Source organism: Streptomyces tritici (assembly GCF_048500665.1).
Classification (GTDB): domain Bacteria; phylum Actinomycetota; class Actinomycetes; order Streptomycetales; family Streptomycetaceae; genus Streptomyces; species Streptomyces tritici.
This window is the reverse complement of sequence record NZ_CP183183.1, coordinates 4,859,102-4,882,955: the sequence shown is the minus strand read 5'-3', so window position 1 is coordinate 4,882,955 and position 23,854 is coordinate 4,859,102. Positions and strand designations below refer to the sequence as shown.

General features: G+C 73.4%; 20 protein-coding genes and 2 pseudogenes. 5 read left to right on the top strand and 17 right to left on the bottom strand.

Annotated elements, in window-relative coordinates; all coding sequences use genetic code 11:
* Positions 1-106: 106 nt before the first annotated feature.
* The 3 genes from ACNJ93_RS22800 to ACNJ93_RS22790 form a co-directional block, all read right to left on the bottom strand.
* On the bottom strand, positions 107-2,197 hold the full coding sequence (locus ACNJ93_RS22800; protein ID WP_418959285.1) for a phosphocholine-specific phospholipase C: 2,091 nt from the start codon (positions 2,195-2,197) through the stop codon (positions 107-109).
* A gap of 189 nt (positions 2,198-2,386) precedes the next feature.
* Positions 2,387-2,770 (bottom strand): DUF1304 domain-containing protein, encoded by a 384-nt coding sequence (locus tag ACNJ93_RS22795; protein ID WP_418959284.1) that lies wholly within the window; start codon positions 2,768-2,770, stop codon positions 2,387-2,389.
* 135 nt (positions 2,771-2,905) lie between these two features.
* Positions 2,906-3,484 (bottom strand): helix-turn-helix domain-containing protein, encoded by a 579-nt coding sequence (locus ACNJ93_RS22790; protein ID WP_418961495.1) that lies wholly within the window; start codon positions 3,482-3,484, stop codon positions 2,906-2,908.
* A 99-nt stretch (positions 3,485-3,583) separates the two neighbouring features.
* Between ACNJ93_RS22790 and ACNJ93_RS22785 the strand changes: the two genes are divergently transcribed.
* A complete protein-coding gene (locus tag ACNJ93_RS22785; RefSeq protein ID WP_418959283.1) occupies positions 3,584-4,813 on the top strand; it encodes an MFS transporter in 1,230 nt (409 codons plus the stop codon).
* On the opposite strand, the pseudogene ACNJ93_RS22780 reads toward ACNJ93_RS22785, so the two are convergent.
* A pseudogene (locus ACNJ93_RS22780) lies at positions 4,773-5,089 on the bottom strand (ATP-binding protein); the annotation flags it as partial. The gene ACNJ93_RS22785 and the pseudogene ACNJ93_RS22780 sit on opposite strands and share 41 nt — an antisense overlap.
* Here ACNJ93_RS22780 and ACNJ93_RS22775 point away from each other — a divergent pair.
* Positions 5,090-5,233: pseudogene (locus ACNJ93_RS22775) on the top strand (DUF397 domain-containing protein); the annotation flags it as partial.
* A gap of 1,148 nt (positions 5,234-6,381) precedes the next feature.
* Here ACNJ93_RS22775 and gatB read toward each other — a convergent pair.
* From gatB to ACNJ93_RS22730, 9 genes are all read right to left on the bottom strand, one after another.
* Positions 6,382-7,893 carry an Asp-tRNA(Asn)/Glu-tRNA(Gln) amidotransferase subunit GatB gene (gene gatB, locus ACNJ93_RS22770; RefSeq protein ID WP_418959282.1) on the bottom strand — a complete coding sequence of 504 codons (1,512 nt, stop codon included), beginning with the start codon at positions 7,891-7,893 and terminating at the stop codon, positions 6,382-6,384.
* Between the two features lie 16 nt (positions 7,894-7,909).
* Positions 7,910-8,143, bottom strand: a complete 234-nt coding sequence (locus ACNJ93_RS22765; RefSeq protein ID WP_418961494.1) for a hypothetical protein — start codon at positions 8,141-8,143, stop codon at positions 7,910-7,912.
* 5 nt (positions 8,144-8,148) lie between these two features.
* Positions 8,149-9,645, bottom strand: a complete 1,497-nt coding sequence (gatA, locus tag ACNJ93_RS22760) for an Asp-tRNA(Asn)/Glu-tRNA(Gln) amidotransferase subunit GatA (RefSeq protein ID WP_418959281.1) — start codon at positions 9,643-9,645, stop codon at positions 8,149-8,151.
* Positions 9,646-9,649: 4 nt separating this feature from the next.
* On the bottom strand, positions 9,650-9,946 hold the full coding sequence (gatC, locus tag ACNJ93_RS22755) for an Asp-tRNA(Asn)/Glu-tRNA(Gln) amidotransferase subunit GatC (RefSeq protein ID WP_418959280.1): 297 nt from the start codon (positions 9,944-9,946) through the stop codon (positions 9,650-9,652).
* 181 nt (positions 9,947-10,127) lie between these two features.
* A complete protein-coding gene (locus tag ACNJ93_RS22750) occupies positions 10,128-12,236 on the bottom strand; it encodes a putative bifunctional diguanylate cyclase/phosphodiesterase (RefSeq protein WP_418959279.1) in 2,109 nt (702 codons plus the stop codon).
* A 235-nt stretch (positions 12,237-12,471) separates the two neighbouring features.
* A complete protein-coding gene (gene ligA, locus ACNJ93_RS22745) occupies positions 12,472-14,658 on the bottom strand; it encodes an NAD-dependent DNA ligase LigA (protein WP_418959278.1) in 2,187 nt (728 codons plus the stop codon).
* Positions 14,659-14,673: 15 nt separating this feature from the next.
* A complete protein-coding gene (locus ACNJ93_RS22740; RefSeq protein ID WP_418959277.1) occupies positions 14,674-15,678 on the bottom strand; it encodes a methionine synthase in 1,005 nt (334 codons plus the stop codon).
* A gap of 31 nt (positions 15,679-15,709) precedes the next feature.
* Complete coding sequence (locus ACNJ93_RS22735) at positions 15,710-16,408, bottom strand: SDR family oxidoreductase (RefSeq protein WP_418959276.1); 699 nt, start codon at positions 16,406-16,408, stop codon at positions 15,710-15,712.
* A 63-nt stretch (positions 16,409-16,471) separates the two neighbouring features.
* On the bottom strand, positions 16,472-17,011 hold the full coding sequence (locus tag ACNJ93_RS22730) for a TIGR00730 family Rossman fold protein (RefSeq protein ID WP_418959275.1): 540 nt from the start codon (positions 17,009-17,011) through the stop codon (positions 16,472-16,474).
* A gap of 131 nt (positions 17,012-17,142) precedes the next feature.
* On the opposite strand from ACNJ93_RS22730, the gene ACNJ93_RS22725 reads away from it, so the two are divergent.
* Positions 17,143-17,733: an alpha/beta fold hydrolase gene (locus ACNJ93_RS22725; protein WP_418959274.1), complete on the top strand. Its 591-nt coding sequence runs from the start codon at positions 17,143-17,145 to the stop codon at positions 17,731-17,733.
* Positions 17,734-17,758: 25 nt separating this feature from the next.
* Here ACNJ93_RS22725 and mnmA read toward each other — a convergent pair whose 3' ends face one another.
* Positions 17,759-18,898 carry a tRNA 2-thiouridine(34) synthase MnmA gene (mnmA, locus tag ACNJ93_RS22720; RefSeq protein ID WP_418959273.1) on the bottom strand — a complete coding sequence of 380 codons (1,140 nt, stop codon included), beginning with the start codon at positions 18,896-18,898 and terminating at the stop codon, positions 17,759-17,761.
* Between the two features lie 61 nt (positions 18,899-18,959).
* Between mnmA and ACNJ93_RS22715 the strand changes: the two genes are divergently transcribed.
* On the top strand, positions 18,960-19,631 hold the full coding sequence (locus ACNJ93_RS22715; protein WP_418959272.1) for an N-acetylmuramoyl-L-alanine amidase: 672 nt from the start codon (positions 18,960-18,962) through the stop codon (positions 19,629-19,631).
* On the opposite strand, the gene ACNJ93_RS22710 is transcribed toward ACNJ93_RS22715, so the two are convergent.
* Positions 19,624-20,787 carry a cysteine desulfurase family protein gene (locus tag ACNJ93_RS22710; protein ID WP_418959271.1) on the bottom strand — a complete coding sequence of 388 codons (1,164 nt, stop codon included), beginning with the start codon at positions 20,785-20,787 and terminating at the stop codon, positions 19,624-19,626. The genes ACNJ93_RS22715 and ACNJ93_RS22710 overlap by 8 nt on opposite strands.
* 212 nt (positions 20,788-20,999) lie before the next feature.
* Here ACNJ93_RS22710 and ACNJ93_RS22705 point away from each other — a divergent pair, with 212 nt between their 5' ends.
* Complete coding sequence (locus tag ACNJ93_RS22705; RefSeq protein WP_418959270.1) at positions 21,000-22,199, top strand: serine hydrolase domain-containing protein; 1,200 nt, start codon at positions 21,000-21,002, stop codon at positions 22,197-22,199.
* Positions 22,200-22,220: 21 nt separating this feature from the next.
* On the opposite strand, the gene ACNJ93_RS22700 is transcribed toward ACNJ93_RS22705, so the two are convergent.
* Together ACNJ93_RS22700 and ACNJ93_RS22695 are read right to left on the bottom strand one after the other, a co-directional pair.
* On the bottom strand, positions 22,221-23,087 hold the full coding sequence (locus ACNJ93_RS22700; RefSeq protein WP_418959269.1) for a thioesterase family protein: 867 nt from the start codon (positions 23,085-23,087) through the stop codon (positions 22,221-22,223).
* A gap of 41 nt (positions 23,088-23,128) precedes the next feature.
* Entirely contained in the window at positions 23,129-23,809 is a 681-nt protein-coding gene (locus tag ACNJ93_RS22695) for a trimeric intracellular cation channel family protein (protein WP_418959268.1), read from the bottom strand.
* Positions 23,810-23,854 lie beyond the last annotated feature (45 nt).

The window sequence follows — 23,854 nt, the reverse complement described above, 5'->3', positions numbered from 1 at the left end:
CAGGAAACACTGTCGCAGGCAAAGGTGATCCTTTGCCCCTTTCGTGTCGATCCTCACAGGGGTGACCCGACGGGAACTCCCCGCCACCCCCGCCGTCGGGATCCGGTCAGCCCGAGACGCTCGGCCGTCCGTTCTCGATGTGCCCCATCAACCGGCGGCGGAAGCCGTCCGGGGCGGTGACCTCGACGTCGTACCAGCCGTGCGCGTCGGCCGCGGAGTGGACGACCGTGCGCTCCCGGCCGGGCCTGACCGTGATCGTCCGGGTCCAGTCGGCGAGGTCCGCCTCGTCGACGTAGCCGAGCGGGCGCACGGTGTAGGTGAGCGGGGCGCCGGAGGTGTTGCGGAGCGTGAGGTGCAGGTCGCGGTCCTCGTGGTCGATCCGGCTGGTCAGCTCGGCGGGGCTTGCGGCCGGGCCCTCGAACTCGCGGCGGAAGCCGTTCGGGCCGGTGATCGTGAAGCGGTAGCGGGCCCCGGCGAGCGGGACGGTCCACTCGGCGGCGCCGCGGACGTCGGTGTGCTGCGGGACGTCGAACTCGCCCGCGTACGGGTACAGGGCGAGGGGCGCCGCGGCCCGGCCGGTGTTGCGGAGCCGGACGGTCATCGTGACGCCGTCGACCGTGCCGTACGCGTCCGGCTGGTACGGCAGCGGGCGGGCGGGCCGGGTGCCGGGCTCCTGGACGGGCATCCTCTGCACCAGCGGCGGCTGGGGCCGCCAGCGGCCGCTGAACGGCGGGACCGGGCCGGGCTGCTCGACCGGGGGCTGCCGGTGGGAGCGGCGGAAGTCGAAGGCGGAGGTGAGGTCGCCGGTGACGCGGCGGCGCCAGGGGGTGATGTTCGGCTCGCGGACGCCGGTCCAGGTCTCCAGGAACCGGACGACGGAGGTGTGGTCGAACACTTCGGAGCAGACGTAGCCGCCGACCGACCAGGGCGAGATCACCAGAAGCGGCACGCGGATGCCGAGACCGGTGGGCAGCCCCTTGTACCGCTCGTCGGGGTCGGAGACGGGCGGGACGGGCGGCGGGACGTGGTCGAAGAAGCCGTCGTTCTCGTCGTAGTTGATCAGCAGCACGGTGTGCCGCCAGACGTCCGGGTGCGATCCGAGGGCGTCGAGCACCTGGTAGACGAGGGTGGCGGAGGCGATCGGCGAGGAGGAGCCGGGGTGCTCGGAGTCGACCGCGGAGGGCACGAGGTACGAGACCTCGGGCAGCGTGCCGGCGGCGACGTCGGCGCGGAAGGCGTCGGCGAGGGTGCCGGTGGGGACGCGGCGCAGCCCGCGCTCGAACAGCGAGCGCTCGGCGTCGGTCAGCCCGGCGACGCCTCGCTCCAGGGCGTCGAGCAGGCGGTCCCGCTCCGCCGGGTCCTCGGTGTCGCGGACGGCGGCGTAGAAGGACTCCATGTAGGTGTGGCCGCCGGTGTGGGCGAGGGCCTTGCGCGCGAGCTTCTTGAAGGAGGTGAAGAACTCGATGTTGTTGTCGGTGAAGTTCTCCCACTCCGTGTACGTCTTCCAGCTCCGCCCCGCGGCCTCCAGGCGCTCGGCGTAGGTGGGCCAGGCGTACCCGGGGTGGGTGCCCTCGGCGTACGCGGCATTGGTGACGGCGCGGCTGCCGTCGGCCTCGAAGCCGGTCCAGCCGGACCACAGGTGGTTGCGGTTGGGGCTGGTGGAGGTGTGGATGGAGGAGTGGTAGGCGTCGCAGACGGTGAACGTGTCGGCGAGCTCGTAGTGCAGCGGCAGGTCCTGGCGGTCGTAGTACGCCATGGTGGCCGCCGTCTTGGCGGTGACCCAGCCGTCCATCCAGCCGCTCCGCCACGCCTTGGCGCCGCCGCTCCAGGAGTGGTCGAGGTCGCCGATGTACTGCAGGTCCTTCTTCTGCGTCTCGGCGGCGCCGCGGATCGGGAACGGCAGGACGGTGCGGCCCAGGGCGGCGGGCTGCTCGAAGACCGGCCTGCCGGAGGGCAGCTCGACGGCGTTGCGGTCGGAGAAGCCGCGGACGCCGCGCAAGGTGCCGAAGTAGTGGTCGAAGGACCGGTTCTCCTGCATGAGGATCACCACGTGCTTCACGGCGGAGAGCCCGCCGGCCGGCGGCTCGGCCGCCATCGCGGCCTGCAGCGACGGCGGCAGCAGCGACCCCGCCGCGGCGACGCCGAGCGCGCCGCCTCCCCACGCGAACAGCTTCCTGCGCGAAATCTCCGCCGACACGACCGACCTCCACTCGACGACCCGCGGCTCGCCTTCGGACCGCGGGCTGGTACGGCGGGGACGGTAGTGAGACGGGATGACCGCGAGAAGACCCGGCGACGGACTGGTGGTGAACGTCCAAGGGTCCGCGACGGGAGTCCAAGCGGGATCAGGCCGGGCTCGGCTCTGCGGATCAGGCCGGGCTCGGCTCTAGGAGGTCAGCAGTTCGGTGAGGAGGACGACCGCACCCGGTACGGCCTGTCCCAGGGAGCCGCGCCAGAGGTTCGGGTCGGAGACGAAGAGCGTGATGCCGCCCGCGACCATGAAGAAGGAGAGGTAGACGATCAGCGTGCGGCCCTCGGTCACGGCGTCCGCGTGGAGCGCGACGAAGCCGGCGATCATGCCGAGGGCCAGGAAGAGGTTGTAGAACCCGACGTTGAAGCGCCACAGGCGGACCTCGGGTGCGTCCGCCGTGCTGCCGGTGAGGAACTCCCGGACCCAGGGACGCCTGCTGTAGGCGAAGCTCTCCAGCGGCCAGACGAAGATGTGGACCGCGGCGGCGATCAGGGCGAAGACCTGGCTGACGACATGCATGACGGAAGCGTCGCCGCCGGGAGGGTCGGGGGGAAGCCGCGCGCCGCCGCATTCACCCGTCCGCCGCGGCGCCCCGCCCGGGCGCGTGACGCCGGGGCGGCGGGGCGGGGCCGGGCTGCGGGTGGCGGGGCGGCTTCAGCGGCGCGGCGTGCGGAGGTGGATGCGTTCGCCCTGCTTGCCGAAGAGGCTGAGCAGTTCGACGCTGCCGCGCCCGGCGGCGCCGAACCAGTGCGGGATCCGGCAGTCGAACTCGGCCGCCTCCCCAGCGCCCATCACGAAGTCCTGGTCGGCGAGCCGCACCCGGAGCCGCCCGCGGAGCACGTAGAGCCACTCGTGGCCCTCGTGCGTCCGCAGGTGGGGTTCCTCGTCGTGGGCCGGGATGGTCATCTTGTACGCGCGCGGCTCCGCCTGCTGCCGCGACAGCGGGATCAGCACGCGGCCGTCCTTGCGGGTGGGCTCCTGCGGCACGCGCGGGTCGAGGATCCGCGGCGCGGCGACGATCTCGTCGAGGGGCAGGCCCAGCGCCGCGGTGATGGGCAGCAGGAGCTCCAGGCTGGGCTTGCGCTGGGACGACTCCAGCCGGGAGAGGGTGCTGGTCGAGATGCCCGTGGCGCGCGACAGTTCGGCCAGGCTGACGTTCTTCTTCTCGCGGGCGCGGCGCAGCCGGGGAGCGATCTGCTCGATCACGGCGTCGACGCTCGGTTGCCGGTCCATGGGAGCCATGGGGCCAGCCAAGCCCGATGTCCCGGAAACGGCAACGGAGTTCGCCGGAATCGGCCGGTTCTCGCGATCCTCCCGGTGGAGGTGATCCACATGGATCTGATGGACGACCGCACGGCCCCCACCCCGCCGAACGCGCCGACCGCGCCGGGAGGGCGTTCCGGCAGGCTGCCCGCCGGCGTGTACCTGCTCGCCTTCAGCCTGTTCGCGATGGGGACCGCCGAGTTCCTGCTCGCCGGCGTCCTGCCCGCGGTGGCGGACGATCTGGGCGTCTCGCTCTCCTCGGCGGGGTTCCTGATCACCGGATTCGCGCTGGGCGTCGTGGTGGGCGGGCCGCCGTTCGCCGTGCTCAGCCTGCGCTGGCCCCGCCGCACCGCGTTGCTGGCGGCGCAGGGCCTCTTCGCGGCGAGCATCGCCCTGGGGCTGCTGGGCGACTACCGGGTGCTGCTGGTGACGCGGGTGGTCGCGGGGATCGCGTACGCGGGCTTCTTCGCCGTCGCCTCGGTGACCGCGATCGGCCTGGTGACGCCGGACCGGAACGCGCGGGCGTCGGGCGTCGTGGTCAGCGGGCTGAGCGTGGCGATGGTCGCCGGGGGCCCGGCGGGCACGCTGCTCAGCCACTTCACCGAATGGCGCGGCGGCTTCTGGGCCGTGGTGGTCCTCACCCTCGCGGGAACGGCCGGCTGCCTCGTCGGCCTGCCCGCCGACGCGGACACCGGACGGCCGGCCGGCCGGAGCGTCGGGCAGGAGCTCGCGGCGATGCGCAGGCCGAGGCTGTGGGGCGTGTACGCGGTCACGATCCTGACCACGGCCGCGTACATGATCACGTTCAACTACCTGGCGGCGATGCTCGCCGGGATCACCGCTCTCCCGGAGGTCTGGATCCCGGCGGTCCTCGCGCTCTTCGGGGTCGGCGCCTTCGCCGGTCTGTCCCTCGGCGGCCGGATCTCCGACCGGCGGCCGCACCTCGCGCTGCTCGCCGGCGCGACGGGGATCGCCGTCCTGTCGGTGGTCATGGCCGGCGCGGTCCGCCAGGCATGGACGGCAGTGCCCACGGTGTTCCTCCTGGGCGTCGCCGCGTTCCTCCTGAACCCGGCCCTCTACGGGCGCGTCTTCGCCCTCGCCGCCGACGCGCCGACCCTCGCGGGCGCGACGACCGTCTCCGCGTTCCAGCTCGGCATCAGCCTCACCCCGGTCCTGGCGGCGGCCGCCCTCGCGGGCGGCGCGTCGCTCCCCCGGCTCTCCCTGATCGGCGCCGCCCTCGCGGCAGCCGCCGTCCCCCTCATCCTCCTCGACCGGCCGCGCACGTCCGCGTCACGCTGACGGGAGCGGGGGCGAACTCGCACCGGACGATCTTGCGGGGTTGCGCAGGCCGACGCCCCAGCGGTCGGCGAGCGCCGAGACGAGGAGGAGGCCGCGGCCGGACTCGTCGGCGGGGGTACGGACGGGGGGACGGAGAAACGGGGTGCCGTCGCCGCTGTCGTGCACCTCGACGCGGAGGGGCCCGGGGCGCTCCAGATAGAGGTGGAGACGGTAACCCCGGCCCGGCGGGACACCGTGGAGGAGCGCGTAGGTGGCGAGCTCGCTGACGCACAGGAGACCGGCAGCGAGGGTGGCGACTGCGTCGAGGTGGCCGCCCACCCCGCCGCCGTGCACGTCCGTGACTCCAAGCTCGGCGACGGCAGCCCCGTCTTCACCGTCTCCCCCAGCGCCTGGTCCGCTTTCCTCGCAACGACGAGCTGAGGTCCCGCGCTGAGGCCCTCGGGGTCGGCCGGAATCGCAGGCTTCTGGTGCGGCCGCCCTCTTTCCGAGAGTCGCGCCTTCCGGCGGTGCGTCAAGGGCGCTCCTCCGTCGCGTCGCTTCGCGATTCCGCTGTCGCTCCACCCTTGACCCACCGCCGGAAGGCGCAAGAGCACTCTCGGAGGGCGGCCGGGGGCAGAGGTCCGCGCAGGGGGTTGGTGACGTGGCGGGGCCGCGCGGGCGGCTGCGGCATTGACTGTGGGGGCGCGGCAGTGGAGTGGGGCGCCCATTGCCGTCTTCGGCGGCTCAACGGCCGTCGTGACGCCGGGGCGCATGCCCCGCTGGTCATTGTCCGTGGAGGAGATTCCGGTCGGGAAGAACCGAACAGGTCGGTGAAGCCGCCCACTTCCCCTGGACGGGGCCGCGGGGACTTCACGCGTGCGTTTCCGTGCACCAGCGAAGCAGGGTGGGGCAGGCGTGGGGCGGGTGTTGTCTCGTGTGACTCCCGAGACGACGGCTGGGCGTTCGCAGCACCGAAACGACGCACTCCGCTTGCCCCGCCCACGTCCCGCCCGCCCGCCCGAACACACTGGGCCCCCACCGGCAATGACCAGCGGGGCATGGACCGCGCCCCGGGGCGGCCCCGGAACGCCGAGACGGCAATGGGCACCCCACTCCACTGCCGCGCAATCCCGCCCACCGGCCCGGCGGCCGCCTACGGCGTGCGCCACGGCCGGCCTGCCCGCGCGGGCTCGGCCCCCGGGCCGCCCTCCGAGTGTGAAACAGCGGCCGGAAGGGGCGGGTCAAGGGTGGAGCGACAGCGGAATCGCGAAGCGACGCGACGAAGGAGCGCCCTTGGCGCGCCCCTGGAGGCCGCCACACTCGATCAGAGGGCGGCCCCACCAGAAGCCCGCGAGCGACGCCCACCCCCCGAGAGCCTCCGGACTCGGAACCTCAGGCCTTCCTGATCCATGCCTGGTGGCGCGCCTGCGCCAGCAGGCGGAGGCGCTTGCGCAGTTCCTCCCTCGTGCTGCCACGCGTCTTGACCGCATGGCAGTCCGGGCACGCCACCGGACCCCAGTCGAAAGCCCGAGGGGCGGTACGGCTGCGGGGTGCAGCCGTACCGCCCCTCGGTGCGGGAGCCCCGGGCGTCAGCCCTCGCTCACGCCCAGCTTCTCCAGGATCAGTTCCTTGACGCGGGCCGCATCCGCCTGGCCTCGGGTGGCCTTCATGACGGCGCCGACCAGGGCGCCCGCGGCGGCGACCTTGCCGCCGCGGATCTTGTCGGCGATCGCGGCGTTGGCCGCGATGGCCTCCTCGACCGCGGTGGTCAGCGCGCCCTCGTCCGAGACGACCTTCAGGCCGCGCTTCTCGACGACCTCGTCCGGCGTGCCCTCGCCCGCGAGGACGCCCTCGATGACCTGGCGGGCCAGCTTGTCGTTCAGCGAGCCCTCGGCGACCAGCGCCGAGACCCGGGCGACATCCGCCGGGGTGATGGCCAGCTCGTCGAGCGCGACGCCCGACTCGTTGGCGTTGCGGGACAGCTCGCCCATCCACCACTTGCGGGCGGAGGCGGAGTCGGCGCCCGCCTCGGTCGTGGCGACGATGAGGTCGACCGCGCCGGCGTTCAGGATCGCCTGCATGTCGAGGGCGGTGATGCCCCACTCCTCCTGCAGCCGGTTGCGGCGGACCCGCGGGAGCTCCGGCAGGCCGGCGCGCAGTTCCTCGACCCACTCGCGCGGCGGGGCGACCGGCACCAGGTCGGGCTCGGGGAAGTAGCGGTAGTCCTCCGCCTCCTCCTTGACCCGGCCGGAGGTCGTGGAGCCGTCGTCCTCGTGGAAGTGACGGGTCTCCTGGACGATCGAGCCGCCCGACTGGAGCACGGCCGCGTGGCGCATGACCTCGTACCGCACCGCCCGCTCGACCGAGCGCAGCGAGTTGACGTTCTTGGTCTCCGAGCGGGTGCCGAACTTCTCCGCGCCCTTCGGCATCAGGGAGAGGTTCACGTCGCAGCGCATCTGGCCCATCTCCATGCGGGCCTCGGACACGCCGAGGGCCCGGATGAGCTCGCGCAACTCGGCGACGTACGCCTTGGCGACCTCGGGGGCGCGCTCGCCGGCGCCGACGATCGGCTTGGTGACGATCTCGATCAGCGGGATGCCGGCCCGGTTGTAGTCGAGCAGGGAGTGGGACGCGCCGTGGATGCGGCCCGTCGCACCGCCGACGTGCGTCGACTTGCCGGTGTCCTCCTCCATGTGGGCGCGCTCGATCTCCACGCGGAAGACCTCGCCGTCCTCCAGCTGGACGTCGAGGTAGCCGTTGAAGGCGATCGGCTCGTCGTACTGGGAGGTCTGGAAGTTCTTCGGCATGTCCGGATAGAAGTAGTTCTTCCGGGCGAAGCGGCACCACTCGGCGATCTCGCAGTTCAGCGCGAGGCCGATCTTGACGGCGGACTCGACGCCGATGGCGTTGACGACCGGGAGCGCGCCGGGCAGACCCAGACAGGTCGGGCAGGTCTGGGAGTTGGGCTCGGCACCCAGCTCGGTCGAGCAGCCGCAGAACATCTTGGTCCTGGTGCCGAGTTCGACATGGACCTCCAGGCCCATGACGGGGTCGTACGTGGCGAGGGCCGCCTCGTACGACAGCAGTTCAGTGACGGTCACGGTGAGACTTTCCCTCTCAGCCCAGCAGGACGTCGTCGTCGCCCAGGCGCCTCAACTCGCGGTAGAGGATCGCGAGGCCGGTGACGATGGCGGCGGCGGACACGGCCGCGTCGATGAGTCGCAGGACGTCGCCGTCCTCGCGGGCCAGCTTGGCCTGCTTGGCGACGCTGACCGCGCCGAAGGCGGTGGTGCCGAGCGACACGTACAGGCCGGTCCTGGACTTCTTGAAGTTCTTGGCCTTCTTTGCCATGGCGTTCACAGCGACGGAGCCTCCTCAAGCAGCGGGTGACCCCAGCGCTCGACGAAGGCGGCCTCGACTGCGGCACCCACCTTGTACAGGCGGTCGTCCTTCATCGCCGGGGCGATGATCTGCAGACCGACCGGGAGCCCGTCCTCCGGCGCGAGGCCGCAGGGCAGGGACATGGCCGCGTTGCCGGCCAGGTTGGTCGGGATGGTGCACAGGTCCGCGAGGTACATGGCCATCGGGTCGTCGGCGCGCTCGCCGATCGGGAACGCGGTGGTCGGCGTCGTCGGGGAGACGATGACGTCCACCTGCTCGAAGGCCTTCTCGAAGTCCCGCGTGATGAGCGTGCGGACCTTCTGCGCGGAGCCGTAGTACGCGTCGTAGTAGCCGGAGCTGAGCGCGTACGTGCCGAGCATGATGCGGCGCTTCACCTCGGGGCCGAAACCGGCCTCGCGGGTCAGGGCCGTGACGTCCTCGGCGGACTTGGTGCCGTCGTCGCCGACGCGCAGGCCGTAGCGCATGGCGTCGAAGCGGGCCAGGTTGCTGGAGCACTCCGACGGCGCGATCAGGTAGTACGCGGCCAGCGCCAGGTCGAAGGACGGGCAGTCCAGCTCGACGATCTCGGCGCCCAGCTCCTTGAGCAGCTCGACGGACTCGTCGAAGCGCTGCATGACGCCGGCCTGGTAGCCCTCGCCGCGGAACTGCTTGACGATGCCGACGCGCATCCCGGCCACCGAGCCGTTGCGGGCGGCCTCGACGACCGGCGGGACCGGGGCGTCGATGGAGGTCGAGTCGAGCGGGTCGTGGCCGGCGATGACCTCGTGCAGCAGGGCCGCGTCCAGGACCGTACGGGCGCAGGGGCCGCCCTGGTCCAGGGAGGACGAGAAGGCCACCATGCCGTAGCGGGAGACGCCGCCGTACGTCGGCTTGACGCCGACCGTGCCGGTGACGGCCGCGGGCTGGCGGATGGAGCCGCCGGTGTCCGTGCCGATGGCGAGCGGGGCCTCGTACGCGGCGAGGGCCGCGGAGGAGCCGCCGCCGGAGCCGCCGGGGATCCGGGTGAGGTCCCAGGGGTTGCCGGTCGGGCCGTACGCGCTGTTCTCGGTGGAGGACCCCATGGCGAACTCGTCCATGTTGGTCTTGCCGAGGATGACGACGTCGGCCTCCTTCAGCCGGCGCGTCAGGGTGGCGTCGTACGGCGGGATCCAGCCCTCGAGGATCTTCGAGCCGACGGTCGTGGGCACGCCCTCGGTGGTGAAGATGTCCTTCAGGGCGAGCGGGACGCCGGCCAGCGGGCCGAGCTTCTCGCCGGCCTCGCGCTTGGCGTCGACGGCGCGGGCCTGCGCGAGCGCGCCCTCGCGGTCGACGTGCAGGAAGGCGTGCACCTTCTCGTCGACGGCCTCGATCCGGGCCAGGTGGGCCTCGGTGACCTCGACGGCCGTGAGCTCGCCGGCGGCGATCTTCGCGGCGAGCTCCGCGGCGGTGAGCTTGATGATGTGGTCCGTCATGGTCTTAGTCCTCCCCCAGGATCTGCGGCACCTTGAAACGCTGCTGCTCCTGGGCCGGGGCGCCGGAGAGCGCCTGCGCGGGGGTGAGCGACGGACGGACCTCGTCCGCGCGCATGACGTTGGTCAGCGGCAGCGGGTGGGAGGTCGGCGGAACGTCTTGGTCGGCGACCTCGGAGACGCGGGCGACCGCGCCGATGATGTCGTCGAGCTGACCGGCGAAGTGATCGAGCTCTTCGCTTCGCAGCTCCAGACGCGCCAGCCGGGCGAGGTGGGCGACCTCCTCGCGCGTGATGCCAGGCATGCAGCGATCCTCAGGGGTGAGTGTGTGTCGTTTGGAGCCAATCCTAGGGGGCGGAGCCTTCGGGGCACGAAACCGTTCCGCCGCCGTCCCTTCGGGGGGCGGCGGCGGACGGCGGACGGGGCCCCCGGGAGGACCGCGGCGAAGGGCGGACGGACGGCCGCGGAGGACGCCGGGCGGGACGTTACTTCACGGCCTGGCCCGAGGGCTGGTCCGCCGTGGCCGGGGGCGCGGCGGGGCGGCGCCAGCCGTGCTCGCCGCGGGCGCGGAGCCAGGCGGTGGTCTCGCCGGGGGGCATGGCGGCGGCGACCAGCCAGCCCTGGACGGCGTCGCAGCCGAGGTCCCGCAGCCGCTCCCAGGTCTCGTCGTCCTCGACGCCCTCGGCGACGACGAGCAGGCCGAGGGAGTGGGCGAGGTCGACGGTGCAGCGGACGATCTCGGCGTCCTCGGTGTCCACCGCGAGCCGGGCGACGAAGGAGCGGTCGATCTTCAGTTCGCTGACCGGCAGGCGGCGCAGATGGACCAGCGAGGAGTAGCCGGTGCCGAAGTCGTCGAGCGACATCTTCACGCCGTGGCCGGTGAGGCCGGCCAGGGTGTCGGCGGCCCGCTGCGGGTCCTCCAGGAGCACGTGTTCCGTTATCTCCAGCTGCAGCGCGCCGGCCGGGACGCCGTGCCGGGCGAGCCGGGCGGCGACGGCGCCGGCGAAGCCGGGGGTGTGCACGTCGCGCGGGGAGACGTTGACGGCGACGGGGACGTTCAGCCCCTGGCCGCGCCATCGGGCGACCTGGGCGAGGGCGGTCTCCAGGACGTACTCGGTGAGGTGCGGCATCAGGCCGGAGGACTCGGCGATGGCGATGAACTCGTCCGGCGGGACCTTGCCGCGCTCCGGGTGCACCCAGCGGACCAGGGCCTCCAGGCCGGCGACCTGCCCGTCGAAGCGGACCTTGGGCTGGTAGTGCAGCTCGACCTCGCCGGCGTCCAGGGCGCGGCGCAGGTCGCCGAGCAGGCCGAGCCGGTCGGGCGTGTTGGAGTCGCGCTTGGACTCGTACACCTCGACGCCGGTGCGGTCGCGCTTGGCCTGGTACATGGCGACGTCGGCGCGGCGCAGCAGGCCCTCCGCGTCGAGCGCGTGGTCGGGGAAGACGGCGACGCCGGCGCTGGCCTCCAGGACGAGGGTGAGCCCGTCCAGGTCGAGCGGCGAGGAGAGCTCGGCGACGAGGTGCCGGGCGACCCGCTGGGCGCTGGTGGTGGAGTCGGCGACGGGCAGCAGGACGGCGAACTCGTCGCCGCCGAGCCGGGCGGCCTCCGCGCCGCGGGGCAGCGCCAGCTTGAGCCGGTCCGCTATCTGCAGCAGCAGCCGGTCGCCGGCGAGGTGGCCGAGCGTGTCGTTGACCGAGCGGAAGCGGTCGAGGTCGATCAGGACGAGGGCGGAGCGGGCGCCCTCGCCCTCGGCGGCCTCCAGCGCCGTCCAGGTGCGCTCCAGGAGCCACTGGCGGTTGGGCAGCCCGGTGAGCGGGTCCTTGAGCTGCTCCTCGGCGCGGGCGCGGGCGATCCACAGGGTGGAGTCGAGGGCGATCAGGGGGACGGCGAACAGCGGCAGCAGGATCGGCAGGGAGGCGGCGACCACGCAGATCAGCGGGGCGATGCCGAGCAGGGCGACGGCGACCAGGCCCTGCCGGACCAGGGCGGTGCGGGCGATGGTGGGCAGTCCGCCGCCCTGGGGGGCGAGCGTGTACCACAGGAGCAACCGGGTCACCACGAGGTACGCGCCGGCGGCGAGGGCCACCTCCGGGATGGCCCCGATCCCCCAGTCGAGGGGCTGCCAGGGGTGGTGGACGGTCGGTACGTCGCCGAAGGCGGCGAGGACGAGGGCGGCGGTGCCGATGCCGACGACGTCGGCGGCGCCGTGCAGCAGGCCCTGGCGCCAGCGGTGCCGGCGGGCCGCGCCGACGAGGAGGACGACGGCGAGGGAGATCAGCCCGGCGGGCACCCATCCGTACAGCAGCAGGACGGCGAGGGTGAGGGCGGCGCCGGAGCCGGTGCCGCCCCACCAGCGGTCCCGGCCGAGGGCGACCAGATGGCCGACGACCAGTCCGGTGAGCACGGCGAAGGACCAGCCGGCGACGCCGCCGGGGAAGAGTCCGTGTCCGGTGGTGAGGGCGCGGTAGATCCCAACGGCGAGCACGACGGCCGCGACGCCCACCAGTGCGGCGGCCGTCGCGGAGCCGAAGCCCGCGTATCCCGCGTGCGCCTGCGGCCGCGGGACCGGGGCGGCACTCTCGGTCGGTTTCATTCCCGTCCCTCTCACAGCCGGCGGTGCCGATGCATCGCGTGGGCCCGTCGGTCGTCCCTCACGGCTGACATCCCACCACGCAGCCGTGCGCGACCACGCGCACGTCTCAACAGTAGGACGCGGAGGGGTCCCGCGGGCAGCGCTCTACAGGTCTTGCCCGAATGCGACCCGGCCACCCGTAACGATCTGGTATGCGCTGAACGGGTGAACCGGGCGGCCGTTCGGAGGACCCGGGTCAGCCGGCCTCGGGGGTGGGGACGGCGGCCTCGCGAGCGGCCTCCGGGCCCTGTTCCAGCAGGACCGCGAAGCCCGCGTCGTCCAGAACCGGAACCTTCAGCTGGATCGCCTTGTCGTACTTGGAGCCCGGGTTGTCACCGACGACGACGAAGTCCGTCTTCTTCGAAACGGAACCGGTCACCTTCGCACCTCGGCTTTGCAGCGCCTCTTTTGCGCCATCCCTGGTGTGGTTCTCCAGGGTGCCGGTCACCACGACGGTCAGTCCTTCCAGCGGCCGCGGGCCCTCGTCCTCGCCGGCGCCCGCGTCCTCGAAGCTCACCCCGGCGGCCCGCCACTTGCGCACGATCTCGCGGTGCCAGTCCTCCTCGAACCACTGCTTGACCGCCGCGGCGATGATCCCGCCGACGCCGTCGACGGCCGCCAGCTCCGCCTCGGTGGCCTGCTCGATGCGCTCCAGGGAGCGGAACTCGCGGGCCAGCGCCTCGGCCGCGACCGGGCCGACGTGCCGGATCGAGAGCCCGTTGATGAACCGGGCCAGCGGGCGCTGCTTGGCGGCCTCGATGTTCGCCAGCATCGCCAGCGCGTTCTTCTTCGGCTCGCCCTTCTGGTTGGCGAAGACGGAGACGACTTTCTCCTCGCCCGTCTTGGGGTCCCGCTTGGGCAGTCCGCTGTCCGGGTCGCGGACGTACGCCCTGATGGGCAGGAGCCGGTCGATCGTCAGGTCGAAGAGATCGCCCTCGTCGACCAGCGGCGGATCGGAGGGTTCCAGGGGGCGGGTGAGCGCCGCCGCCGCGACCATGCCGAAGTTCTCGATGTCCAGGCACTGGCGGCCGGCCAGGAAGAACAGCCGCTCCCGCAGCTGCGCCGGGCACGTCCGCGCGTTCGGGCAGCGCAGATCGATGTCGCCCTCCTTCATGGCCCGCAGCGGCGTGCCGCACTCGGGGCACTCGGCCGGCATCACGAACTCGCGCTCGGTGCCGTCCCGCAGGTCCACGACCGGGCCGAGGATCTCCGGGATCACGTCGCCCGCCTTGCGCAGCACGACCGTGTCGCCGATGAGCACGCCCTTGGCCTTCACCACCTCCTGGTTGTGCAGGGTGGCGAACTCGACCTCGGAGCCGGCCACGGTCACCGGCTCGACCTGCGCGTACGGCGTGACGCGGCCGGTGCGGCCGACGCCGACCTTGATGTCGACGAGCTTGGTGTTGACCTCCTCGGGCGGGTACTTCCAGGCGATCGCCCAGCGCGGGGCGCGCGCCGTGGAGCCCAGCCGGCCCTGGAGCGGGATCTCGTCCAGCTTGACGACCACGCCGTCGATCTCGTGCTCCACGGAGTGCCGGTGCTCGCCGAAGTGCGCGATGAACTCCCGCACGCCCTCCAGGGAGTCGACGACCTTGTTGTGCCGCGCGGTCGGCAGGCCCCACTCGCGCAGGAGCTCGTACGCCTCGGAGAGCCGGGAGATGTCCAGACCCTCGCGGGCGCCGAGGCCGTGCACGACCATGCGCAGCGGGAGGGTGGCGGTGACCCGGGGGTCCTTCTGGCGCAGCGAACCCGAGGCGGAGTTGCGGGGGTTGGCGTACGGCTGCTCGCCGGCGGCGATCCGGCGGGCGTTGAGCTCCTCGAACTTCTCCATCGGGAAGTAGACCTCGCCGCGGATCTCCACGAGGTCCGGGATCCGGTCGCCCTTCAGGCGGTCCGGAATGCCCTGGATCGTCCGGGCGTTGGGGGTGATGTCCTCGCCCGTGGTGCCGTTGCCCCGGGTGGCGGCGCGGGTCAGCCGGCCCTTCTCGTACGTGAGGTTGACCGCGAGTCCGTCGACCTTCAGCTCGCACAGGAAGTGGTACGCGGAGGCGCCGACGTCGCGCGCGACGCGCTCGGCCCAGGCGGCGAGCTCCGCGTCGTCGAAGGCGTTGTCCAGCGAGAGCATCCGCTCGCGGTGGTCGACCTTCGTCAGGCCCGTCTCGTAGTCCCCCGCCACCTTCTGCGTCGGGGAGTCCGGCGTGCGCAGCGCCGGATACTCCTCCTCCAGGGCCTCCAGCGCGCGCAGGAGCTTGTCGAACTCCGCGTCGCTGATGACCGGCTGGTCCTTCACGTAGTACCGGAAGCGGTGCTCCTCGACCTGCTCGGCCAGCTGTGCGTGCTGCTCCCGTGCCTCGGCGGGCAGGGCCCCCTGTTCGACAGCCACCGTTTCGTCCTCCCGTTACTCAGGGTTGTCCGCGAGCGATCTCGCCGCCCGGACGCAGTGGGCGAGCGCCGCCCGGGCATAGGCGGGCGAAGCACCCGCGAGCCCGCACGAGGGGGTGATCACGACGGACTCCGCCAGAGTCCCCGGATTCAGCCCCAGCCTGCGCCACAGCGTCCTGACACCCATGACGCTACCGCCCGGGTCTGACAATGCGGCGTCGGTGGACGGCACCACGCCCGCGAACAGCTTCGTCCCGGCCTCCACGGCCTCGCCGACCGGCTCCTCGTCACGTTCGGTGAGGAGTCCGAAATCGAACGAGACGCCCGCCGCGCCGGCCCGCCGCAGCAGCGCGAACGGCACGTCCGGGGCGCAGGAGTGGACCACGACCGGGCCGTCGTGCACGCCGATCACTTCGCGCAGCGTGCTCTCCACGATCTGGCGGTCCACGGCCCGGTAGGTGCGGTAGCCGCTGGCGGTGCGGACCTGTCCGCGCAGGACGGCGGTGAGGGAGGGCTCGTCGAGCTGGAGCACGGGCGCCGCTCCGGGGATGCGCCGGCGCAGTTCGGCGAGGTGGCCGCGCAGGCCCTCGGCGAGGGAGGCCGCCAGGTCGCGGCAGGCGCCGGCGTCGCCGAGCGCGGCCTCGCCGCCGCGCAGTTCCAGGGCGGCGGCGAGCGTCCACGGCCCCATGGCCTGGACCTTGAGCGGGCCCTCGTAGCCCTGGGTGAACTCCTCGAGGGCGTCGAGGTCCTCGCCGAGCCAGGAGTGGGCGCGGCGGGTGTCGCGGCCGGGCCGGTCGCTGATGCGCCAGCCGCTCGGCTCGACGTGGGCGTACATCTCGACGAGCAGGCCGATCGTGCGGCCGGTCATGTCGGCGCCGGGTCCGCGGGCCGGCAGCTCGGCGAGGTACGGGAAGTCCTCGAAGGTCCCGGTGACGGTCTTGGCGGCCTCGCGCGCGTCGCCGCCGGGCATGGACCCGACGCCGGTCGCGGGCCCCCAGGTGAAGTCGCTCTTCTCGCTCACCCGGGAAGCCTACGCGGACCCGTGGGTGCGATCAGCGACCCGGTCGGACCGTCAGGTCGTTGATCTCGGCGTCCCGCGGCAGGTCGATCGCGGTGACGATGGTGGTGGCCACCGACTCGGGGTCGATCCAGCGGGAGGCGTCGTACTCCTTGCCCTCCTGCCGGTGCACCTTGGCCTGCATGGGGCTGGCGGTGCGGCCGGGGTAGACGGAGGTGACGCGGACGCCGTTGGCGTGCTCCTCCTGGCGCAGAGCGTCGGCGAGCGCCTTCAGGCCGTGCTTGGAGGCGGCGTACGCGCTCCACTGGGCGTGCGCGGTGAGCCCGGCGCCGGAGTTGACGAAGACGACGTGGCCCTGGGAGACGCGCAGCTGCGGCAGGAAGTGCCGGGTGAGCTCGGCGGGGGCGACGAGGTTGACGTTCAGCTGGTGGTGCCAGGTCTTCGGGGTCAGCTCGCCGACCTCGCCGAGTTCGACGACGCCCGCGATGTGCAGGAGCGTGTCGATCCGGTCGGGCAGGGTCTGGTGCGAGAACGCCCAGGAGAGCCGGTCCGGGTCGGCGAGGTCCCCGACGAGGGTGCGGGAGCCCGGGTACGCGGCCGCCAGCTCCTTGGCGCGGGCCGCGTCGCGGGCGTGCAGCACCAACTCGTCGCCGCGCGCGTGCAGACGGCGGGCGACCGCCGCGCCGATGCCGGAGCCGGCTCCGGTGATCACATGAGTAGCCATGGGCGCCATGCTCGCACGGGCCCGCCCGGCGACCGGCGACGGAGGGCCCCGGGTGCCGGACGCGGCCGTTCCTCAGCGGACGCCGAGGCTCTCCTCCAGGTACGCGAGGGCCGAGACGCCGTCCTCGGCGAAGAAGACCAGGTCGGTCAGCGGCAGCGGCAGGAAGCCCTCCTCGTCCATCCGCCGGAACTGCTCCTTCAGCCCGTCGTAGAACCCGGCGGTGTTGAGCACGACCACCGGCTTGGTGTGCTTGCCGTGCTTCTTCAGCTCCAGCACGTCGGTGGCCTCGTCGAGCGTGCCGGTGCCGCCGACCATGACCACGATCGCGTCCGACTTCTCCAGGAGCAGGGCCTTGCGCTCGGCGAGGTCCCTGGCGGTGATCATCTCGTCCGCCCGCGCGCGGGCCTTGTGGGCCAGGAAGTCCACGGAGATGCCCAGGAGACGGCCGCCGTGCTCCTCGACGCCGTCCGCGACGAGCTTCATCAGGCCGACGTCCGAGCCGCCCCAGACGAGGGTGTGACCGCCCTTGCCGATGAGCGCGGCGAACTCGCGGGCCGGGCCGGTGTAGCGCTCGTCGAGGTCGGCGGCGGAGAGAAAGACGCAGATCTTCATGAGCCCACCGTAGGGCCTGCCGCCGACAGGCCGGCCCGGAGTTCACGCCCCGGACCTCGGCGTTCCCGGGATTCCCCGGAAATTCCGCCGGACACCGATGAGTTCCGGAGGCGGCCGCGGTCTCCCCTGGCATGGACGAGGTGAACTCCACGCTGAGCAGGTCCCGGGGGCGGGTCAGGGCCGCGGACGGCACACGGATCGCGTACGAGCGGTACGGGGACGGGCCGCCGCTGGTGCTGCTGGGCAGGGCGCCGGGCACGGCGGAGGCGGAGCGGCCGCTGGCCGGTCTGCTGGCGGCGCGGCACTCGGTGGTCGTGTACGACAGGCGCGGCCCCGGCGACGGCCCGGCGGACGGCCTGCGGCGGGAGGTGGAGGACCTGGCCGCCCTGCTGGACGCGCTGGGCGGGAGCGCGGCGGTGCACGGCGCCTCGTCGGGCGGCGGGCTCGCCCTGGCGGCCGCGGCCGAGGGGCTGTCGGTCCCCCGCCTGTCGGTGTACGAGCCGCACACGCCGGCGCCCGACGGACCGGCGCTGCTGGCGCGGGTGCGCCAGCGGGTCCTGGTGGTGGACGGCGGGGCGAGCCCGCGGCCGGTGCGCGAGGCGGCCCTCGCGGTGGCCGCCGCACTGCCCCGCGGCCGGCACCGCACGCTCACCGGCCAGACGCACGTGGCCGCCCCGCACGTCCTCGCCCCGGTCCTCGCGGACTGGTTCGCGCAGGAGTGAGGCCGCCGCGGCGCGCGGGCCCGCGTTACGCGGGCGTGGGCGCCGCGCGGCGGACGGTGGTCGCGATGGTGGCGGAGCCGACGACGCGGGTGCCGTCGTACAGGACGATGGCCTGGCCGGGGGCGACGCCGCGGACCGGCTCGCCGAAGGCGACCCTCAGCTCGCCGTCGACCAGCTCGGCGGTCACCTCGGTCTCGCCGCCGTGCGCGCGCAGCTGCGCGGTGTACGTGCCGGGGCCCTCGGGGGCGGAGCCGCACCAGCGGGGCTTGATGGCGGTCAGGGCGGTGACGTCGAGGGCCTCGGCGGGGCCGACGGTGACGGTGTTGTTCACCGGGGAGATGTCGAGCACGTAGCGCGGCTTGCCGTCCGGGGCCGGGTGGCCGATCCGCAGGCCCTTGCGCTGGCCGATGGTGAAGCCGTACGCGCCCTCGTGGGTGCCGACCTTGGTGCCGGTCTCGTCGACGATGTCGCCCTCCGCCTTGCCGAGGCGGGCGGCGAGGAAGCCCTGGGTGTCGCCGTCGGCGATGAAGCAGATGTCGTGGCTGTCGGGCTTCTTGGCGACGGCCAGGCCCCGGCGCTCGGCCTCCGCGCGGATCTCGTCCTTGGTGGTGAGGGTGTCCCCGAGCGGGAACATGGCGTGGGCGAGCTGCTTCTCGTCCAGGACGCCGAGCACGTACGACTGGTCCTTGGCCATGTCGCTAGCGCGGTGCAGCTCGCGGGAGCCGTCCTCGTTGACCACGACGGTGGCGTAGTGGCCGGTGCAGACGGCGTCGAAGCCGAGCGCGAGGGCCTTGTCGAGCAGCGCCGCGAACTTGATCTTCTCGTTGCAGCGCAGGCAGGGGTTGGGGGTGCGGCCGGCCTCGTACTCGGCGACGAAGTCGTCGACGACGTCCTCGCGGAAGCGCTCGGCGAGGTCCCACACGTAGAACGGGATGCCGATGACGTCGGCGGCGCGGCGGGCGTCGCGGGAGTCCTCGATGGTGCAGCAGCCGCGGGCCCCGGTGCGGAAGGACTGCGGATTCGCCGACAGCGCCAGGTGCACGCCGGTGACGTCGTGCCCGGCTTCGGCGGCGCGGGCGGCGGCGACGGCGGAGTCCACGCCGCCGGACATGGCGGCGAGGACGCGAAGGGGGCGCTGGGGGGTCGTCTGGCGAGTCTCAGTCATAGCTCTCCCAGGGTACGGGTCCGCGGGAACCACGGGCGCGGCGGTGAACGTTCTGGGTCACATGGGGAGTGAGAAGCGGGGCGGGATCGGCCGGCGGGCGGTGCTGCTCGGCGGCGGTGCGGCGCTGCTGGGCACGGCGGCGCTGGCGCAGGACGAGCTGCGACGGGCCTGGTGGCGGCTGCCGGGCACGGAGAAGGAGCGGGTGGAGGGCGCGCTCGACCACAAGGGCGCGGTGTGGACGGCGGCCTCCGGGGCGAACTGGCGGCGGGCGGACCGGCCGGCCGACTTCGTGATCGACCGGGTGGTGATCCATGTGGTGCAGGGCAGCTACGCCACGGCGCTGAAGGTGTTCCGGGACCCGGGGCACGGGGCGGCGACGCATTACGTGGTGGGCAGGGACGGGCGGGTCGCGCAGCTGATCCGGGAGCTCGACGTGGCGTTCCACGCGGGCAGCCGGGACATGAACGAGCGGAGCGTGGGCATCGAGCACGAGGGCTTCGTGGACCGGCCGGAGGGCTTCACCCCGGCCATGTACGCGGCGTCGGCGGCGCTGACGGCCGGGATCTGCGCCCGGTACGGCATACCGGTGGACCGGAAGCACATCATCGGCCACGTGGAGGTCGAGGGCACGGACCACACGGACCCGGGCCCGCACTGGGACTGGGACCGCTACATACCGCTGGTGCGGGCGGCGCGGGCGAAGCTGGGCGGGGCGGCCCCGGGCGTCAGCTGAGGCCGGCCGTACGGGCGCGCTCCACGGCCGGACCGATGGCCTCGGCCACCGCCGCCACGTCCTGTTCGGTGGAGGTGTGGCCGAGGGTGAACCGCAGGGTGCCGCGGGCCAGTTCGGGGTCGACGCCGGCGGCGAGCAGGACGTGGCTGGGCTGGGCGACGCCGGCGGTGCAGGCGGAGCCGGTGGAGCATTCGATGCCGGCCGCGTCCAGGAGCAGCAGCAGCGAGTCGCCCTCGCAGCCGGGGAAGGTGAAGTGGGCGTTGGCGGGCAGCCGGTCGACGGGGTCGCCGCCGAGGATCGCGTCCGGGACGGCGGCGCGGACCGCGGCGACCAGTTCGTCGCGCAGGGCGCCGATCTCGCGGGCGTACCGCTCGCGGCCCTCGGCGGCGAGCCGGCCGGCGACGGCGAAGGCGGCCACGGCGGGGACGTCGAGGGTGCCGGAGCGGACGTGCCGTTCCTGGCCGCCGCCGTGCAGCACGGGCACGGGGCTGTACTCGCGGCCCAGGAGCAGGGCGCCGATGCCGTACGGCCCGCCGATCTTGTGGCCGGAGACGGTGAGCGCGGCGAGTCCGGAGGCGGCGAAGTCGACCGGGACCTGGCCGAAGGCCTGGACCGCGTCGGCGTGCAGCGGGACGCCGAACTCGGCCGCGACGTCGGCGAGTTCGCGGACCGGCATGATCGTGCCGATCTCGTTGTTGGCCCACATCACGGTGGCCAGCGCGACGGACTCGGGGTCGCGGGCGACGGCCTCGCGCAGCGCCTCGGGGTGGACCCGGCCGTACCGGTCGACGGGCAGGTACTCGACGGTGGCGCCCTCGTGGGCGCCGAGCCAGTCGACGGCGTCGAGGACGGCGTGGTGCTCGACGGGGCTGGCCAGCACCCGGGTGCGGCGGGGGTCGGCGTCGCGGCGGGCCCAGTACAGGCCCTTCACCGCGAGGTTGTCGGCCTCGGTGCCGCCGGAGGTGAGGACCACCTCGCTGGGGCGCGCGCCGAGCGCGGCGGCGAGGGTCTCGCGGCCCTCCTCGACGACGCGCCGGGCGCGGCGGCCGGCCGCGTGCAACGAGGAGGCGTTGCCGGTCACGGCGAGCTGGGCGGTCATCGCCTCGACCGCCTCCGGCAGCATCGGAGTGGTCGCGGCGTGGTCGAGGTAAGCCATGGTGGATCGATTCTACGAGCCCGGCGCGGGCCCCCGGCCTCCGCCTGGCCGGTTCCCGCCGTCCCGGGCGGCGGGGAGGGCAGGGCCGGCCGGGGTGCCGGCCGGGCTCCGAACGAGTGGACTCGGCGGGGCGGTGATCGCAGCCGGGGCCCGGGCGCGGATGCGGGTGGTGGGGTGGCGGCGCTGTCCCGACCCTGGAGGAAGGCGTCCTCATGCGACCTGCTCGTACCCGCCGTCTGTTCGCCGCCGCCGTGCTCGTGGCGTCCGTTCTCGCGCCGGTGGCGGCCGCTCCGGCCACCGCCGAGCCCGCCCCGTACGGGGCGTCGTACGGGGAGGAGGAGTGCCCGCCGGACGGGTTCGCCCCCGAGCTGACGGCGCGGCTGGACCGGGCGATCGAGGACGTGCGCGTGCAGGCCGGCATCCCCGGGGTGGCCGTCGGGGTGTGGATGCCGGGCAAGGGCTGCTACCTGAAGGCCACCGGCGTCGCCGACACCGCCACGCGCGCGCCGATGACCACCGACGGCTACGTGCGGATCGGCAGCGAGACGAAGACCTTCACGGTCACCGCGCTGCTCCAGCTCGTGGACCAGGGCAGGGTGGGGCTCGACGACCCGATCGCGAAGTACGTCGCGGGCGTGCCGAACGGGGCCCGGATCACGTTGCGGCACCTGGCCGAGATGCGCAGCGGCCTGTTCCCGTACACCTCCGACCCGGAATTCATCCGGACGCTGCTGAGCGACCCGTACCGGACCTTCACCCCGCAGGAGGTGCTGGCGTACGGGTACCGGCACGACAACACCTCCGACCCGGGTGTGCGGTTCCAGTACTCGAACTCCAACCTGGTCCTGCTCGGGCTCGTCGTGGAGAAGGTCACCGGCAAGCGGCTCGCCGACGTCATTCACCAGCGGGTGCTCCGCCCCGCCGGGCTGCACCGCACGCTCTTCCCGCGCGGGGCCGAGTTCCCCGAGCCGCACCCCCGCGGCTACACGAACCAGACGCTCAGCGGCGCGGTCGTGGACGCCACGGACTGGAACCCCAGCTGGGCGTGGGCCGCCGGCGCGATGATCTCGGACCTGCACGACCTGCGCCGCTGGGCTGAGATCCTCGCGACCGGCCGGCTGCTCAGCCCGGCGACGCAGGAGCAGCGGCTGCGGACCCTGCCGACGGGCTTCCCGGGCACGAGCTACGGGCTCGGCATCCTGGACACGAACGGCTGGATCGGGCACAACGGCTCGATCCCCGGGTACGAGACGGTGACCGTCCACCTGCCGTCCGAGAAGGCCACGCTGGTGATCATGCTGAACACCGATGTGCTCAGCGGGGGCCAGGAGCCGTCGACGCTGGTGGCCCGCGCAGTGACGCAGGTGATCACGCCGGACCACGTGTACGCGGGCTCCGTCACCCCCCGCTGAGCGGGCGCCGCCCCCGCGCGGTCAGCCGCGCGGGGCGCGGGCCAGCTGACGGGACTGGGCGACCAGCCGGTCCGCGCTGTCCCAGACCTCGGCGTCCTCCTCCAGGAAGCCGCCGGCCAGGTTGCGGGTGGTGATCGCGACCCGCAGCGGGCCCGGGGCGGGGCGGCAGCGGATGTGCGTGGTGAGTTCGACGGTCGGCGTCCAACCCTTCAGGCCCAGCTCGAAGCTGGTCGGGGGCAGGGCGTCGACGGTCAGCAGCAGCGACAGCGGGTCGGCGTCGCGGCCGTCGGCCAGGCCGAACCAGCCCCGCATCTCGCCCTTGCCGGACGGCGCGCCGATCGCCCAGCCGACCGTGGCCGGGTCGAGCTTGATGTCGAGGCGGTCGGTGATCGCCGAGGAGCCCGGGATCGCGGGGCGGGCCGGGCCGTCGGCCGGGCCGAGGCACTGCTCGCGCGGCGGGATCGCCGGGGGCGTGGCGGTGGTGCGGACGTCGTCCGGGAGCGCGTCGAGGTCGCCGTACGAGGCGAGCACGCGGATGCGCTCGACCTCGGTGCCGTCCTCGGCGTACTGGAACAGCGACGCCTGTCCGGTGGACAGCGTGCGGCCGGTGCGGACGACCTGCGTGCGGACGACGGCCGGGCCGGGGACGGACGGCGTCAGGTAGTGCGCGGACACCGAGAAGGGGTCCGGGTGGGGCAGGGCGTCGCCGAGGGCGCGGCCGAGGAGGGCGAGGAGGTAGCCGCCGTTCACGGCGTGGATGATCGTCCAGCCGGCCGAGAGTTCCGCGTCGTAGACGCCGGGCTCGCGGAGGGTGACGGCGGTGTCGCGGTCGAATTCGCTGTCGCCGATGCGGGCGGCGGCGGGAGCCGCCTGAGCTGCCTGTGCCATGGCGTGCACGGTACAACAAACAACTACTGAGCGGTAGCTTTTCAGGCGGTCCCGGTCTCGGCGCCCGGTTCCTCGCGGGCGTTGGACCGGCGGTTCCAGGCACGCGGGGCGCGCCAGTGGTAGCGCATGGCGAGCAGCCGGAGCAGGAAGGCGGTGAGCACCGCGAGCCCGCTGGTGAACGCGTTGAGCGCCTCGAACCGGATGCAGAGCACCACCATCGTGGCGCCGACGATCGCGGGAACGGCGTAGAGGTCGCGGTCCCAGCGGAGCAGCGAGGGCACCTCGTTGGCGAGCACGTCGCGCAGCACGCCGCCGCCGACGGCGGTGGCCAGGCCCATCGCGGCGGAGGCGGTGAGCCCGAGCCCGTAGTCGTACGCCTTGGTGGCCCCGGTGACGCAGAACAGGCCGAGCCCGGCGGCGTCGAAGACGTTCACCCCGGTCTGGATGCGCTCCACCTCCGGGTGGAGGAAGAAGACGATGACGGTCGCGGCGAGCGGCGTCAGGAAGTACCCGAGGTCCGTGAACGCGGCCGGCGGGACGGCGCCGATGACGAGGTCCCGGAAGAGTCCGCCGCCGAGGGCCGTGACCTCGGCGAGCACGGCGATGCCGAAGACGTCGAAGTTCTTGCGCACGGCGAGCAGGGCGCCGGAGATGGCGAAGACGAAGATCCCGACGAGATCGAGCGCGTGCTGGACGGACGGGGTGAACAGTTCGTGGAACACGCGCCCCATTGTGACGGCGCGCCACGCGAAGGCCCGCCTCCCCCG